Source organism: Streptomyces sp. NH27, from assembly GCF_056859195.1.
The window spans coordinates 1-16,142 of the sequence record NZ_JACEGK010000005.1; the positions used below are offsets into that span (position 1 = coordinate 1).

Annotated in this window: 13 protein-coding genes; 8 read left to right on the forward strand and 5 right to left on the reverse strand. The window is 71.5% G+C overall.

What is annotated here, in order from left to right:
* The 8 genes from AC13HU_RS01200 to AC13HU_RS01235 form a co-directional block, all read left to right on the forward strand.
* Nucleotides 1-1,278: ATP-binding protein (locus AC13HU_RS01200; protein WP_483039786.1), on the forward strand; the 1,278-nt coding region annotated here is incomplete at its 5' end.
* Between the two features lie 315 nt (nucleotides 1,279-1,593).
* Nucleotides 1,594-2,847: a cytochrome P450 gene (locus AC13HU_RS01205; protein WP_483039787.1), complete on the forward strand. Its 1,254-nt coding sequence runs from the start codon at nucleotides 1,594-1,596 to the stop codon at nucleotides 2,845-2,847.
* A 46-nt stretch (nucleotides 2,848-2,893) separates the two neighbouring features.
* Nucleotides 2,894-4,522 (forward strand): FAD-binding oxidoreductase, encoded by a 1,629-nt coding sequence (locus AC13HU_RS01210; RefSeq protein WP_483039788.1) that lies wholly within the window; start codon nucleotides 2,894-2,896, stop codon nucleotides 4,520-4,522.
* Nucleotides 4,523-4,529: 7 nt separating this feature from the next.
* Nucleotides 4,530-5,885, forward strand: a complete 1,356-nt coding sequence (gene ccrA / locus AC13HU_RS01215; RefSeq protein WP_483039789.1) for a crotonyl-CoA carboxylase/reductase — start codon at nucleotides 4,530-4,532, stop codon at nucleotides 5,883-5,885.
* 35 nt (nucleotides 5,886-5,920) lie between these two features.
* A complete protein-coding gene (locus tag AC13HU_RS01220; protein ID WP_483039790.1) occupies nucleotides 5,921-6,961 on the forward strand; it encodes a 3-oxoacyl-ACP synthase III family protein in 1,041 nt (346 codons plus the stop codon).
* Nucleotides 6,958-7,830, forward strand: a complete 873-nt coding sequence (locus AC13HU_RS01225; RefSeq protein ID WP_483039791.1) for a 3-hydroxybutyryl-CoA dehydrogenase — start codon at nucleotides 6,958-6,960, stop codon at nucleotides 7,828-7,830. Before AC13HU_RS01220 ends, AC13HU_RS01225 begins: the two co-directional genes overlap by 4 nt.
* Complete coding sequence (locus AC13HU_RS01230) at nucleotides 7,827-8,621, forward strand: thioesterase II family protein (protein ID WP_483039792.1); 795 nt, start codon at nucleotides 7,827-7,829, stop codon at nucleotides 8,619-8,621. Before AC13HU_RS01225 ends, AC13HU_RS01230 begins: the two co-directional genes overlap by 4 nt.
* Nucleotides 8,622-9,022: 401 nt before the next feature.
* The gene (locus tag AC13HU_RS01235; protein WP_483039793.1) at nucleotides 9,023-9,991 is read left to right on the forward strand and encodes an alpha/beta fold hydrolase; all 969 of its coding nucleotides are present in this window, start codon (nucleotides 9,023-9,025) and stop codon (nucleotides 9,989-9,991) included.
* An 88-nt stretch (nucleotides 9,992-10,079) separates the two neighbouring features.
* Here AC13HU_RS01235 and AC13HU_RS01240 read toward each other — a convergent pair whose 3' ends face one another.
* From AC13HU_RS01240 to AC13HU_RS01260, 5 genes are all read right to left on the reverse strand, one after another.
* Nucleotides 10,080-11,546, reverse strand: a complete 1,467-nt coding sequence (locus tag AC13HU_RS01240; protein ID WP_483039794.1) for a carboxylesterase/lipase family protein — start codon at nucleotides 11,544-11,546, stop codon at nucleotides 10,080-10,082.
* Nucleotides 11,547-11,620: 74 nt separating this feature from the next.
* Nucleotides 11,621-12,520 carry an MBL fold metallo-hydrolase gene (locus AC13HU_RS01245; RefSeq protein ID WP_483039795.1) on the reverse strand — a complete coding sequence of 300 codons (900 nt, stop codon included), beginning with the start codon at nucleotides 12,518-12,520 and terminating at the stop codon, nucleotides 11,621-11,623.
* A gap of 341 nt (nucleotides 12,521-12,861) precedes the next feature.
* The gene (locus AC13HU_RS01250; RefSeq protein WP_483039796.1) at nucleotides 12,862-13,767 is read right to left on the reverse strand and encodes a helix-turn-helix domain-containing protein; all 906 of its coding nucleotides are present in this window, start codon (nucleotides 13,765-13,767) and stop codon (nucleotides 12,862-12,864) included.
* A gap of 313 nt (nucleotides 13,768-14,080) precedes the next feature.
* Nucleotides 14,081-14,725 (reverse strand): response regulator, encoded by a 645-nt coding sequence (locus AC13HU_RS01255; RefSeq protein ID WP_483039797.1) that lies wholly within the window; start codon nucleotides 14,723-14,725, stop codon nucleotides 14,081-14,083.
* Complete coding sequence (locus tag AC13HU_RS01260) at nucleotides 14,710-16,092, reverse strand: sensor histidine kinase (RefSeq protein WP_483039798.1); 1,383 nt, start codon at nucleotides 16,090-16,092, stop codon at nucleotides 14,710-14,712. Before AC13HU_RS01260 ends, AC13HU_RS01255 begins: the two co-directional genes overlap by 16 nt.
* Nucleotides 16,093-16,142 lie beyond the last annotated feature (50 nt).

The window sequence follows — 16,142 nt, forward strand, 5'->3', positions numbered from 1 at the left end:
TTGCCGCCCCGCACCTCCACGGCCGGGTCCCACCCGGCACCGCATGGCGTCCAGGCCGCCGTGGACCCGGCTTTCGGCCTGGCCGCCGCCGCGCCCGCCGGCTTGCGCGTGCCCGGCGCCCCGGCTCCCGGCGCCCTCGCTCCCGGAGTCACCCGTGGGGCCAACGGCACGTTCGTGGGACGGGAGCGCGAGCGTGCCGTGCTCGGTGCGCACATCCTGGACGCGCTGAACGGCGGCAGCCATCTCTACGCCGTGCTGGGCGAGATGGGCGTGGGCAAGACCGAGCTGGTCGAGGAGACCACCGCGCACCTCAACGCCCGTCAGGAGGTGGTGTGGGGCTGCTGCACATCCGGGGAGGGCATACCTGCGTACTGGGTCTGGTCGCAGATATTCCGCCAGCTGGCCGTCTCCCGTACCGAGGCGTTCCGCCGGGCGGAGGCCCGGTTCGGCAGCCTGCTCGCTCCGCTGATGCTCGACCCCGAGACGGACCGGCGGTGCCCGACCGCGCAGGAGCCGTCGACCCTGGCCCGCTTCCGCATCCAGGACGCCATGTGCGAGACGCTGCTCGTGCTGGCCGCCGAGGCACCGCTGGTCGTCGTCCTGGAAGACCTCGACCAGGCCGACGCACGCTCGTTGGAACTGCTGGGGCTGCTGCGCACGCGACTGCACGGCGAACCGCTCGGCGTCGTCGTGATCGCCGAGGACACCGGGGTCGCATCGGACTTCATGAAGGGCGGCGTGGTCACCGGCATTCTCAGCGACCCGCGCACCCGCAGTCTGCGGCTGGCCGGGCTGTCGAGAGGCGAAACCGCCGAACTCGTCGGCCTGCAGACCGGGGTCAGGGTGCCGGACGACGTGCTGCGCGTCCTGCACGGACGCAGTCGCGGCAACCCGTACTTCCTGCACGAGTTCCTCGCGGGCGTCGGCGACCCGGAGGTGCTGCACCACCGTACGGCGGTGGAGACGGCGCTGGTGGACGTGCCGCTGGGCGTACGACAGGCGTTGGGCCGGCGGCTGGCCGGGCTGCCCGAGCCGGTGCTGGAGGTACTGCGCTGCTGCTCGGCGCTGGGCGCCGACTTCGACCCGGAACTGGTCCGGCACGTCGTGGTGCCGGGCACGGACCCGGAGGCGGCCATCGAGGCGGCGGCCCGCTGCGGGCTGCTACGGCGGGTGCCACGGCCGCCGTTCCGGCTCACGTTCCGGGACGCGCTGATCCAGGAGGTGCTGCTCGCCGAGCTGAGCGGCACGGAGCGGACACGGCTGCGCAAGAGCGGGTGAACCGGATTCCACCCGGCCCCGCCTGCGGCCGACCCGTCAATTCGCCGTGTGCTGCGCCCTGAAGGCGCCAGCGGACCGGCATTCCCCACCCGCTCGACACGGCTTTCCCCTGCCCGGAAGCACTTCGCGCTTTCACGGTCGGCCCCTTCCGTAGGGCTGTTTCGGCACCTCGCGGCGTGTCCCCGCAAGGAAGCCGCAAGCGGTCCGACAAGGTCTCGGCAAGGGGACGGCCGCATGCTCAGGCGATGCGTCGGCACGCCAGGCCGTGCCGAATCCCCACGGCCTCACGTGCCGTTCCCGGAGGAGGAGACCCAGGTGACCACCGCGGCCCGGCAGTTCGACACCGCCGACATTTCGTCCATCGAGTTCTGGTCGCAGCCCCCGGCGGCCTGGGACGACACCTTCCGCGTCCTGCGCGACGAACGTCCGATCTCCTGGCACAAGGCGCCCGAGGGCAGCCTGCTGCCGACACCCCCGGACGACGGCTTCTGGGCGGTGGTCCGGCACGCCGACATCGTGGCGGTGAGCAGCCGACCGGACCTCTACATCTCCAGCAGGGGCGTGCAGTTCGAGGAACTGCCCGAGGAGATCCTCCAGGCCACCCAGTCCATCGTCGCCATGGACGCGCCCCGTCACCTGAAGGTGCGCAGCCTGGTCACGGCCGCCTTCAGCCCCGCCCGTATGGACCAGATGCTCGGCGCGATGGGGGCCGAGGTCGGCCGTATCGTCGAGGACTTCGCGACCTCCGGCGAGTGCGACTTCGTCGCCAAGGTGTCGATGCCGATGGCCCGTTGGACGATGACGTCCATGCTGGGCCTGGAGGCCGCGGAGTTGGACCGCTTCACCGAGGCGATCACCATCATGCTGGCCAGCCGCGACGAGGCGGAGAAGCTCGGCCGGGAGCGCGCCGACATCGTCAACGAGGTCGTCGGACTGGTCTCCCGCAAGGCCGTCGAGATCGCCCAGGCCCGCCGGGAGGACCCCCAGGACGACGTGATGACCGACCTGGTGCAGGCCCGCGTCGACGGCGACGGCCTGACCGACGCCGAGATCAGCGCCTTCTTCCTGCTGCTGATCGGCGCCGGCTTCGACACCCCGCGCCAGACCATCAGCCACGCCGGCAAGGCCCTGTCCGACTTCCCCGAGCAACGCGCCTTCCTCGCCGCCGACTTCGACGCCCGCGCGGGCAAGGCGATAGAGGAACTGCTGCGCTGGTCCACCCCGGTGCTCACCCTGCGCCGCACCGCGGCCCGCGACACCGAACTGCACGGCCGGCACATACGCGAGGGCGACAAGATGGCGCTCTTCTACCCCTCCGGCAACCGTGACGAGCGCGTCTTCGCCGACCCGCACATCCTCGACCTGGCCCGCACCCCCAACCGCCACATCAGCTTCGGCGGGGGCGGCCCCCACCACTGTCTGGGCAACGTTCTCGCCCGTATGGAGCTTCGCGTCCTGTTGAAAGAACTCCTCCACCGCGCACCGGACTTCCACATCGGCGAGCCGGTCCGCATCACCAGCAACTTCGTCAGCGCCATCACCCGCATGCCGGCGGTGGCCCATGGCTGAACCGGGCCGCAGGCAGCTACTCGGATACGCGATCGCGGGAGCAACCGTGGCAGTAACGGCCGCCGGCACGGACCAGGCATCCGGCACGGCCCAGGCCGCCGAGACGGACCAGGCATCGGGCACGGACCAGGCGTCCGGCACGGACCAGGCATCCGGCACGGACCAGGCGCCGATCGTCGTCACCCCGGACGAGGCCCGGTACGACGACATGACCAGCGGCTACAACCAGCGCTGGATCGGCACCCCGGACCAGATCCGGGTCATCAGCTCCACCGCGGAAGCGGTCGCCGCCGTCCAGGAGTTGGTGGCCGCCGGCAAGCGCATCTCGGTGCGCAGCGGCGGCGGCTGCTTCGAGAACTTCGTCTACAACCCGGAGATCGAGGCCGTCCTCGATCTGTCCACCCTCGACGAGGTGACGTACGACGAGCAGCGCCGCGCCTTCTCCGTCCAGCCCGGCGCGATCCTCCTCAACGTCTACGACACCCTGCTGCACCGCTGGGGCGTCACCCTCCCCGGTGGGCTGTGCTACTCGGTCGGCATGGGCGGCCACGCCTGCGGCGGCGGATACGGGCTGATGTCACGCCAGTTCGGCCTGGTCGTGGACCACCTGTACGCCGTGGAGGTCGTCGTCGTGGACGCCGACGGCCGGGCCCGCGCCGTCGTGGCCACCGCCGAACCCGACGACCCGCACCACGACCTGTGGTGGGCGCACACCGGCGGGGGCGGCGGCAACTTCGGCGTGGTCACGCGGTATTGGTTCCGCACCCCGGGCGCGTCCGGCGACGACCCGCGCACCCTGCTGCCCCAGCCCCCCTCGCACGTCCTGCTCAACGTCACGGCCATCCCCTGGAGCGCCATCGACGAGGCCGACTTCGTACGGCTGCTGCGCAACTACATCGACTGGCTGAGCGCCCACAGCGCCCCCGGTACCCCGCAGACCGCGCTGTCCAGCCTGTTCGGCCTCAACCAGGTCGCCGCCGGCGCCCTCACGCTCATCACCCAGGTCGACGCGACCGTCGACGGCGCCGCGGACATCCTCACCGACTACCTCACCGCGATCGGCGAGGGCACCGCCGAGGCCGTCCGCGCGGCACTGGTCGCCGCACCCACCAAGGCGACCTGGGGCCAGGCCACCCGGTACATCTCCACCTCGAACTACGCGGCCCCCGCCGTACGCGTCAAGGCGAAGTCGGCCTATCTCAAGGGCAACTTCACCACCGAGCAGGCGCAGACCATCCACCGCTACCTGACGGCGACGGACTACAGCAACCCGGGCGCCTCCCTGATCATCTTCCCGTACGGCGGCCAGATCTCCACGGTCGCCCCGGACGCCACCGCCATCCCGCAGCGCGACTCGGTCGTCAAGATGCAGTACCAGGCGTGGTGGACGGACCCGACCCAGGACGACAAGCACCTGGCCTGGGTGCGCGGCATGTACAAGGACGTCTACGCCCACACCGGCGGGGTGCCCGTGCCCGACGGCACCTGGGACGGCTGCTACATCAACTACGCCGACTCGGACCTCGCCGACCCCGCCCACAACGCCTCCGGCGTGCCCTGGTCGACCTTCTACTACAAGGACAACTACCCCAGGCTCCAGCGGATCAAGGCGCAGTGGGACCCCCGCAACGTCTTCCATCACGTGCTGTCCGTCGAGCCGTCCACCAGCCAGTGAGGTACCGATGTCCCTGACCGACGCCGTGCTGTCCGGAGCCCCTCCGGAGGAGCTCGCCCGCGCCCCGCTGCCCGACACGTTCACCGCCGCGCACCTGCGCGTCGAGGACGAGAACATCTTCACGCGGGCGGACACCACCGAGGACAAGGACGTACGCCGCACCCTGCATGTCGGCGAGGTCCCGATGCCCGAACTGGCCCCGGACGAGGTGCTGGTCGCCGTGATGGCCAGCTCCGTCAACTACAACACCGTCTGGTCGGCGAAGTTCGAGCCGCTGTCCACCTTCCGCTTCCTGCGCGCCTACGGCAGGGAGGGCGGCTGGGCGACCCGGCACGACCAGCCCTTCCACGTACTGGGCTCCGACGCGGCCGGGGTCGTCGTACGGGTCGGCTCCGGCGTACGACGCCGGCGGATCGGCGACCACGTCATCGTCAGCCCCGCCCACGTCGACGACCAGGAGCCGGCCACCCAGACCGACGGGATGCTCAGCGAGGCCCAGCTCGCCTGGGGCTTCGAGACGAACTACGGCGGGCTCGGCCACTACGCGATCGCCCGCGCCAGCCAGCTCGTACCCAAGCCCGCACACCTGAGCTGGGAGGAGGCCGCGAGCATCGCCGTGTGCGGCGGCACCGCCTACCGGATGCTCGTCAGCGATCGCGGCGCCCGCATGAAGCAGGGTGACGTCGTGCTGATCTGGGGCGCCTCCGGCGGGCTCGGCGCGTACGCCGCCCAGTTGGTCCGCAACGGCGGCGGCATCGCCGTCGGCGTGGTCGGCTCCGAGCAGAAGGAGGCCGTCGCCCGCAGGCTCGGCTGCCACGTGGTGATCAACCGTGAGCAGATCGGCATCGGCGACGACACCGGGGACGACCCCGAGCAGGCCGTCAAGGCCGGCAAACGGCTCGGCGCGATCATCCGCCGCGAGGTGGGGGAGGACCCGCACATCGCGTTCGAGCACGTCGGACGCGCCACCTTCGGCATCTCCGTGTTCGTCGTCCGGCGCGGCGGCACCGTCGTCACCTGCGGGTCCAGCACCGGCTACCAGCACACCTTCGACAACCGCTACCTGTGGATGAAGCTGAAACGGATCATCGGCAGCCACATAGCCAACCTCCAGGAGATGACCGAGTGCGCCCGCCTCTTCGAGCAGGGCCGCATCGCCCCGGTGGTCTCCGCGGTGTACCCGCTGGCCGAGGTCGGGGAGGCGACCCGGCTGGTGCAGCTCAACCGGCATATCGGCAAGGTCGGCGTGCTCTGCCTCGCCCCCGCGCCCGGCCTCGGCGTCACCGCGCCCGAACTGCGCGCACGCATCGGCGAGGACACCCTCACCCCGCTGCGGTCGTTCACCGCGGCTGCCGCCGGCTGATCCGGTCGCCCGACAACATCCGAAGGGACACGAACTTGACCACCGACCCGCCGACCGACGGCATAGGCATCGGCATCGGCATCCTCGCGACCGGCTCGTACCTGCCCGAACGGGTGGTCACCAACGCCGATGTCGTCCGGATGGTGCCCGGCACCAGCGAGGAGTGGATCGAACGCAAGACGAAGATCGTCTCGCGTCGCTTCGCCGCTCCCGACGAGGCAGCCTCCGACCTCGCCGTGCACGCCGCTCGTGCCGCGCTCGACGCGGCCGGCCTCGACGCCGACGACATCGACTACCTCATCGTCTCCACCACCACCGGCGACGCGCCCATCCCGGCCACCGCCACCCTCGTGCAGCACACGCTCGGCGCCCACCGCGCGGGCTGCTTCGACGTCAACATCGCCTGCTCCGGCTTCGTCACCTCCCTGGCCCTGGCCCGCGGCCTGATCACCCTGCGGCCCGCCGCCAAGGCCCTCGTCATAGGCACCGACGTGTACTCCCGGTTCATCGACTTCGGCGACCGGGCCACCAGCGTGCTGTTCGGAGACGGCGCCGGAGCCGCCGTGGTCGCCGCCGTCGACGACGGCGCCGGCTTCATCGACCTCGACATGGTCGGCGGCGGCGCCGCCTACGACCTCATCGAGATCCCCGCCGGCGGCAGCCGCCACCCCGCCTCCACCGAGACCGTCGCCGACCACGGCCACGTCCTGCACATGAAGGGCCGTCAGGTCCACGACTACGTCATGGACAACGTGCCCGGCGTCATAGACGCCCTGCTGGAGCGCTGCGCCCACAAGGCGGCCGACATCGACCACTTCGTGCCCCACCAGGCCAACGGCATGATGGTCGCCGAACTCGTCGACGCCTGCGGGCTGACCGGCGCGGCCACCCACCTGCCGCTGGACCACTCCGGCAACACCGGCAGCGCCTCGGTCGCCATCGCCCTGGACGAGGCCAACCGCGCCGGCGCTCTGCACCCCGGCGACCTGGTACTGCTCGCCGCGTTCGGTGCCGGCATGGCGGTGGCCGCGGGTCTGCTGCGCTGGTCGGCGCCCGCCTTGCGGAGCGCGGCATGAACGCCCGCCGGATCGGCGTGGTCGGCTGCGGCACCATGGGCGCAGGCATCGCCGCCGAGTGCCTGCGCGCCGGCCTCGACGTGCGCGTCCTGGGTTCCGGGGCGGCCTCCGCCGGCCGCGCCCGCGGCCGCGTCCTCGGCCTGCTCGACCGGGCGCACGCCAAGGGCCGTATCGACGACGCGGCGCGCGCGGACGCCGAACGGCGCGCGGAGTTCGGCGACGACCTGGACGCGCTCGCCGACCGGGACTTCGTCATCGAGGCGGTGCCGGAGGAGCGGGAGACCAAACTGCGCGTGTTCACCGCGCTGGCGAGGACCGTCGAGGACTCCGCGGCGATCCTCGCCACCACCACCTCCTCCCTGTCCATCACCGATCTGGGCAAGGCCAGCGGCCGCCCCGGCGACGTGATCGGCCTGCACTTCTTCAACCCCGTGCCGACCATGCCGCTGGTGGAGGTCATCCGCTCCGCAGACACCACCGACCGCACCGCGCGGCGCGCCGAGGCGCTGGTCACCGAGACGCTCGGCAAGCAGATCGTGCGCGCCGAGGACCGCAGCGGCTTCGTCGTCAACGCGCTGCTCATCCCCTACCTCATGGCCGCCGTGCGCATGTACGAGTCCGGCATCGCCACGGCCGAGGACATCGACCGCGCCATGACGCTCGGCTGCGGTCACCCCATGGGTCCGCTCACCGTCCTCGACCTGATCGGCCTCGACGTCATCGCCGACGTGGCACGCAACATGGAGAACGGCACCGGCGACCCCCGGCACGCCGTGCCGCCGCTGCTGGACCGGCTGATCAAGGAGGGCCGGCTGGGCCGCAAGACGGGCCACGGCTTCCACCGCTACGACCCCCCGAGGGCCGCATGAGCGGCGACCCGCGCGACAGCCTGTGGATCCGCCGCTTCCGGCCCCGCCCCGACGCCCCGGTACGGCTGGCCTGCCTTCCGCACGCCGGCGGTTCGGCCGGCTTCTTCGCGGAACTGCCCGCCCTGCTCGGCGACGACGTGGACGTGCTCGCGGTCCAGTACCCCGGCCGGCAGGACCGCCGCGGCGAACCGTTCGCGCCGAGCATGGACGCGCTGGCCCGCGACGTGGTGGCCGAACTGCTGCCGTGGACGGACCGGCCGCTCGCCGTCTTCGGGCACAGCCTCGGCGCGGTCCTCGGCTACGAGGCAGCCCGCGGGCTACAGGCCGCCGGCCGGCCGCCGGCCGCCCTGTTCGTCTCGGGCCGCCGCGCCCCCTCGCGGCAGCGGCCCGAGCGGGCCCATCTCCTCGACGACGACGGTCTGTTGCGCGAGATCCGCGCGCTGAGCGGCACGGACTCCCGGGTCTTCGCCGACGAGGAACTCGTACGGATGGTGCTGCCGGCGATCCGCGCCGACTACCGCATTGTCGAGAGCCACCGGTGCGCCGCCGGCCCGCTCCTGGACTGCCCGATCACCGTGCTGACCGGCGCCGACGACCCGAAGGTGACCGCCGAGGAGGCCGCTGCCTGGCAGGAGCACACCACGTCCGCGTTCGACCTGGTCACCTTCCCGGGCGGCCACTTCTACCTCACCGCACACGCGGCCCCGCTCGCCCGGCTGATCAGCACGAGCCTGGCCGGTCGTACCGGTGGATCGCTCCGATCGAGCGCGGCGGGCAGGTCACGAACGTGACCGTGAACCTCGTGTGATTCCGGCCGGTCCGGCCCGGGGGTGAGCTGTCAGCCGCCCACGTGCGGCGCCGGGCGCGGCTCGCGTGCGGCTACGCGCGATCCAAGGGTGGCCCACGTGCGGCTTACGGGCGGCTTACGCGCACGGTCCAGGTGCGGCCCATACGTCGCCTTCGCCCGGCCGTGGTCACGAGGCCCCGGGCGCGGCTGCGGCAGAACCCCTCGACGGCTTGGTGCGCTCGTCCTGGGCGGTTTTCCTCCCGGCGGACAGTGGGGTTTTGTCTACCCCACCTTGGGGTTTCAGCACCAGGGTGCGGATCCTGTGGCGCAGGCAGAGTTGATCTCGTCGAAGAAAGCACCGTTTCGGGCCGTCTGTGCCGGGACTGTCACTCTGGGGAGATCATCATGACCGTCAAGATCGTGCGTTCGTCCAAGGGCCGGCGTGTGGCGGTCGCCGTGGGTGTGGCCGCGGCTCTGACCGGGGTCCTCGCGGGCTGCGGGCATTCGGGTAGCTCCACCGCCTCCCACCCCACCGCTTCCCACTCCGCCGCGAGTACGCCGGCCAAGGCGACGAACGGCGCGGCCTCTGCTGCGGACTCCGGCACCGGCACCGGTTCGACCCTGCACATGATCACCAACCAGGGGCACCGGCTGGCCTTCCACGTGACGCCCGGCCGTCAGCCCGCGATCGTCCTGGACGCGGGTGGCGGCCTCGACTCGTCCTACTGGAAGAGCATCGTCCCGGTGCTGGCGAAGAAGACCGGGTCGGAGATCATCACGTACGACCGGGCGGGGATGGGCGCGAGCGATGCGGTTCCGGGCCCGTGGAAGGTGCAGAGCGCTGTTTCGGATCTGGAGGCCGGGCTCACCGACCTGGGGGCCACCCACGACGTGGTTCTGGTGTCGCACTCCGAGGCGGGGGAGATCGCGACGTATCTGACCCGGCAGCATCCCGGCCAGTTCGCCGGGGCCGTCCTCGTGGATGCCAGTGTGCCGCAGTTCTCCACCGACACCGAGGTTGCCAGGGTCGCGGCTGCCACCCAGGGCCAGGTCGACGCGTTGAAGGGCAAGACCCTCACGAAGGCGGACCGTCAACTCCTGGCCGTTGCCGCCGACTACGTGCCGGACCAGCGTGCCTATCACCGGATCGCATGGCCGGCGAGCGTTCCCGTCAATGTCATCGTGTCCGAGCAGACCCCGTTCCCGACCTCCCCGTCCGACGCGAAGGCGTGGCGCACCGCCCAGGCCGAGTTCGTCAAGGCGGCGCCCAACCGGCACCTCGTCACCGCCGCCCGCAGCTCCCACGACATACCCGTCGACCGCCCCGACATCGTCGAGGCGCAGATCGAGGCCATGGTGAACACCGGCCGCTGACCGCGCCGGCCGCTGACCGCGCCGGCCGACCGCGCCGGCCGCTGACCGCGCCGCTGGTGACCGGCACAGCGGCGCGAAGCACGGCCGGCTACCGGCACGTCCAGGTGTCGGCGATGCGCATGGTGTGGGGATGAGCGGGTCTGTGGGAAGGCCATCCGGGGCTGCCGGTGGTGGCGAAGCGGATCCAGCTCCGGTGCACCCGTTGTGCCAGGTCGGCGGGTGGGGTCCCGGTGCCCAGCAGCGCCTGCGGGCCGTGGAGGCGGGGGAGCCGGACGTTGTCGAAGACGAAGGGGAGCTCGATGGTGTGGGCGGCGCCGAGGCGTCCTTCGAGGGCGTTGGACCGCCAGGCGAACTCGTAGTGGAACGTCCTGGCGGGATGTGAGCCCGCGTGGGCGGTGGCCGTGCGCCGGGTGCCGTTTCCGAACAGGGCGTCGCTGACGATCGCCGAGTGCAGTTCGGGGTTGGAGGCGCTCGGGCGCTGTTCGCGGTAGTGCCGGACGAGTTCGGCGGGATGCGGGTGGGACTGCGCGGCGGCGTGCAGGAGGTCCTCCTCGCTGGTGTCGACCAACTGGCCGTGCGGGGCGAGGTAGAGGTTTCCTTCCTCGGTGTTCGAGCCGATCAGCAGATCCACGTGGGCGCCCGCTCCTGCGGCGATGGTGTCGGCGGGCTGCTGGTCGAGGACGAGGCTGAAGGGTGTGATGCCGCCGAGGGGGTGGAAGGCGTCCTGGGTGCGCAGGTCCACAGCGCCCAGGTGCGGCAGGATCGCCACGAGTTCCCCGTCGGGGATGTCGGCCATGGCCATGGCTGTGGGCGGGCGTCCGAGTTGCCGGCCGACCGCGTCGGTGACGCGCTGGGCCTGCTCGGGGGTGAAGGCCCCGGTGCCGGTTCCGCTCTGGATGATGGCCCGGTGGACGAGTCCCCGGGCGGCGGGGTCGGCCAGGATGCCGTTGACGAGGATGGCGCCGGCGGACTGGCCGAAGAGCGTGACGTTGGAGGGGTTGCCGCCGAAGGCGGCGATGTTGTCCTGGACCCAGCGCAGCGCGGCGAGGACATCCAGCATGCCGCGGTTGTCGGGTGCGTCGCTCAGGTGCAGGAAGCCGGGGATGCCCAGGCGGTAGTTGACGTTGACGAGCACGACGCCGTCGCGCGCGAAGGACCGGCCGTCGTAGAGCGCGCAGTTGGCGGACCCGGCGACGAAGCCGCCGCCGTGCACGAAGACCATCACCGGGGCCGGGCGGTGCCGCGGATCTGGCCTCCAGATGTTGAGCGTGAGGTAGTCGTCCCCCTGGACCCAGCCCGGGCCGAAGTACGGCGACATGTCGAGGGTGCCGAAGTGGTCACGGTGCGGCTGGGGCGCGGTGGGGCCTTGCCGGGTGGCGTCCCGGATGCCGCTCCAGGGTTCGTGCGGGCGAGGCGGGGAGAAGCGGTTGGCCCCTACCGGGGCCTCCGCATAGGGCACACCGAGGAAGGCGGCGGCGCCGTCGGCGTAGCGGCGGCCGCGGACCGGGCCCGAGGTGGTGGTGACGTCCAGGCCGGAGGGACCGGGGGATGACATCTCGTCTCCGAAGGGGGTGGGCCGGTGGCCCCGGGGTGTGGTGCCCGGGGCCGTGGTTGCGGTCCGGCCGGGTGTCAGAGCCGGTCGAGCGGGGCCCACTGCTTGATGGCGAACGAGCTGCCGCTGTGTTCCACTTCCAGCGCGCCGTGGCCGGTGAAGTGGGCCGGCATGACCAGTGCGTTGGTGTCGGCGGCCCAGCCGAGGATCTCGCGCCGGGTGGTGCGGGCGGTTGCCGGGTCCTCGCAGAAGCAGCTGCTGTGGTCCGGCTGCATGACCTGGAAGGGCGAGTGCAGCAGGTCGCCGGCGAAGACCGCGCGCTCGGAGCCGGAGGCCAGTTTCACGATGCTCGATCCCGGGGTGTGGCCGGGAGCGGCCTGTAGGCGCAGGTTGGCGTCGATGGCGTGGCTGGACTCCCAGAGCCGGACCTGACCGGCGGCGTGTACGGGCGCGATGCTGTCCTCGAAGACGTTCTCGTTGACTCCGCCGGCGATGTTCGGGTTGTTCGCCGGGTTCCAGTACTCGAAGTCGGCTTTGGGCATCAGGTAGGTGGCGTTGCGGAAGGTCGGCACCCAGGTCCGGTCCTCCAGGCGGGTGTTCCATCCGACGTGGTCGACGTGCAGGTGGGTGTTGACCACGATGTCGACGTCGTCGGGGTGCACGCCGGCCCGCTGGAGGTTGCCGAGGTAGTCCAGTTCCAGGTGGCTCCAGGACGGCACGGCGGGGCGTTCCTTGTGGTTGCCGATGCCGGTGTCGATCAGGATGGTCCTGCCCTCGCTGCGCAGTACCCAGGTCTGCATAGCGACTTCGCAGATCCCGGTCTCGTCGTCGAGGAAGTCGGGGACGAGAACGGAGCGGTGCACGTCCCAGTCCTGCTTGGGCGAGCCGGGGAAGAACACGTCCGGGGTCATGCCGACCGGTCCGTGCATCTCCTCGACCCGGGTGATCTCGACGTCGCCGAGGGTCATGTCGCTCATGGTGTGTGCTCCTGGTCTTCTTCGTGTGCTGCCGGGTCCTGGCCGGGGTCGCCCGGCAGGGCTGTCATCGGTGGTCGTTCAGGGGGGCGTTCCGGGCGTTTCGGGTGTTCGTGGGTATTTCGGGCATGCGGGGGCCGCGGCGTGGCGCCGTGGTCACAAGTAGGGGACTGAGGAAGGGACTTCGAAGGGAAGCCGTGTACGCGTTGCCGGGCGGCGCGTGCAGGGCGCAGCCGGGGTGCCCGGGGTGCCCGGGGCCGGCGGCGGAAGTCCGGTGGTGCGGGTTTGGCGGTGGAGTCAGTTGGTGGTGCGGTGAGTTGGCGGAGGCGTCAGCTGGCGGGGTGTCAGTTGGTGGGGGTGTCGGCGCTGCGTCCGGGGCGGGTCGTTCGGTGGTCCTGGGGTGTGGTGGCGTGGGCGAGCAGCGTCAGGGCTGTCGCGGAGGGGGAACCCGGGGTGGCGGTGGCCACCACGATGGCCGGGCCGTTGCCTTGCGGGCTCTGCAGTGTCTGCTGGGTGACGGTCAGCGTTCCGACCAGGGGATGGCGCATGTCGTAGTCGGCGACATCGCAGGCCCGGATCCGGTGGTCGGCCCACATCGTGGCGAACTGCGCGCTGCGCATGGTCAGTTCGCCGATCAGTGCGGCCAGTAGCGGATCGTCGGGATAACGGCCGGCGGTCAGGCGCAGGTTGCCCACCACGGCCTTCGCCTTGGCGGGCCAGTCGGCGTACAGGTCACGGGTGTGCGCGTCGAGGAACACCAGCCGGGCCATGTTCGGCCGCCGCCCGGGATCGTCCGGAGCGGCCGGGTCGAGATGCCCGGCGAACAGCGCATGCCCCTGACCGTTCCAGGCCAGCACGTCGCTGCGGCGGCCGATGACGATGGCGGGTGTGCCCTCGATCGCCGCCAGCAGGGCGCGGGTTGCCCCGGTGATGCGTTCGGGACGCGGCCGGGTCGTGGCCCGGCCCTTCTTCGGTGCGCGGGCCAGCGCGTGCAGATGAGCCCGCTCGGACTCGTCCAGCCGCAGCGCGCCGGCCAGGGCGTCGAGCACCTCGGGCGAGGCGTTGTGCGACTGGCCCTGTTCGAGCCGCGTGTAGTAGGGCGCGCTGATGCCCGCGAGCATGGCGAGCTCCTCCCGCCGCAGCCCCGGCACCCGGCGCCGCTCACCGTAGGTCCGCAGTCCGACGTCTTCGGGCTGCAACTGGCCCCGGCGTGCTTGCAGGAAGTCCGCGAGCTGCCCGTGCTTGTTCATGCTCCCGAGTATGCGCACGGCCGGCGATCCGTACCTCACCCTGCTGGGGTGAGGCTTACGACCTGGGGGGTAGTAGGGAGCGGGCTCGCGCCGCCCTGCGACTCCGCCTCCGGCGTTGTCGTCGGTCGACGATTCCCCCACAGCCTGCGGCGTGGGTGGGGGTGCCCCCGGCGAAGCCAGGGGGAGTGCCCCCAGCATCGCCTCCCTCCTCCGCCTTGGATCCGAAGCCACATGACGCCGCTCCCTGATCCACTCCCTATTACCTCCCAGGTCGTTACGACCCGCGGCCGCGGCCGCTGCGCCGGCGACGTCCTCACGCCTGTAGGTAGGCCAGGACGGCCAGGACCCGACGGTTGTCCTCCTCGGACTGCTGTAGCCCGAGCTTGGTGAAGATGCTGTTGCTGTGCTTGCTCACCGCCTTCTCGGTCACGAACATCCGGGCGGCGATGGCGGCGTTGGAGCGGCCCTCGGCCATGAGCGACAGCACCTCGCGCTCGCGGGGGGTCAGCGCCCGTAGCGGTTCGTCGCCCTCGTGCCTGGCCAGCAGCGACGCGACCACGTCCGGGTCCATGACCGTGGCACCGGCGGCGACCCGGCACACGGTGTCGATGAACTGCCCCACGTTCGACACCCGGTCCTTGAGCAGGTATCCGACCGCGCCGGCCCGGTCGGACATCAACTCGCGGGCGTAGAGCTGCTCCACGTACTGCGAGAGCATCAGTACCGGCAGGCCCGGGATGCGGGTACGGACGTCGATCGCGGCGCGCAGTCCCTCGTCGGTGAACGTCGGGGGAAGCCGCACGTCGAGCACGGCCACGTCGGGGCGATGGGTGTCCAACGCCCGTACCAGGGAAGGGCCGTTGTCCACCGCCTCGACGACGTCGAACCCGTAGGCATCGAGGATACGGATCAGCCCGTCGCGCAGCAGGGCCAGATCCTCCGCTACGACAACACGCATGGCAGGGACATCCTCACGTCGGTAGGTCCGCCGACCGGACTGTCGACTCGCACGGTTCCGTCGAACGCGCTCAACCGCCGTTCGATGCCCCGCAATCCGGTCCCGCCCTCGAATGAGGCCCCACCGCGGCCGTCGTCACCGACGACCATACTCAACAGACCGCCGCCGTCCCCGGTGTAGTCGAGGCGGATCGAAATGTGGTGCGCCTGCGCGTGTTTGATGGAGTTCGCCAGGGCCTCGGCGACCGCGAAGTACGCCGCCGACTCCACCGAAGCCGGCAGCCGCCCGGGAATGCCGATGGTGACCGTGGTCGGCACCGGGTTGGCCAGGGCCAGCGCCTGGATCGCGCCGTCCAGGCCCCGGTCGGCCAGCACCGGCGGATGGATGCCCCGTACGAGATCGCGCAGTTCGACCAGGGCGGTCGAGGTCGACTCGCGGGCCTCGGCCAGCAGCCGGGCCGCCGCCTGCGGGTCGTCCGCCAGCAACTGCTCGGCCAGACCGAGACTCATCCCGAGCGAGGCCAGGCGGGCCTGGGCGCCGTCGTGCAGATCCCGTTCGATCCGGCGCAGTTCGCCGGCCTGGGTGTCGACGGACTCCGCCCGTGAGGAAGCCGGTTGCGCCACCCGAGCCCGCAGCCCGGCCTGCTCGGTCGGGGCCAGCAACGAGCGGATCACCCACGCGTTCAGCCGCGCCAACGGCACCGCGCTGACATACCAGAGCGCGAGAAGGATCAGGCCGAGCGGGACCATGGCGAACGACTCGGCGACGGTCCGCACATGGAAGTACGGGCCCAACGGGGTACGGAACACCTGGGCCGGGGTCAAGGCGAAGACCAGCGGATACGTCAGCGAGAACACCCCGGCCGCGAAGATCAGGAACGAACCGCCGGCGGTGAACCACCCGGCCACCGAGTCCACGACCAGCCAGGCCCAGTCCCGCCAGGTCGCCGGGTCGCGCAGGATGACCCACAGCCGGGTCAGCCAGTTCCCCTCCGGGACCGGCCGGTACGGGTCGGCGACCGGCTCTCCGCCCCACTGCTCCGCCCAGTTACGGTGCCGGTCGGCGAACCGGCGCACGAGCACCGTCGCCAGCAGCGCCACCGGCAGCCCGGCCCCCATCGGGACCAGGCCCACCGCCATGCTCCACAGCAACAGCAGGGCGAACGACACCGCCGAGGCCAGCAGCAGCACCAGCGACCAGCCGAGCAGTTCCACCCGAAGCACGAGGCCCGCGCGAAAGCGATGACCGGGGGCGGGACCGGGGCCGCGATCAGGGCCGCGATCAGGGTCGCGAGCGGTGGCGGGGGGCACCCCGGGAGCGGGTTGCGGGTCGAGTTGCGGGTCGAGTTGCGGGTCGGGCGAGGTCATGAGGGGCACATCCTGACACACCGCACACGCGAGGACTACAAGCAGGATTT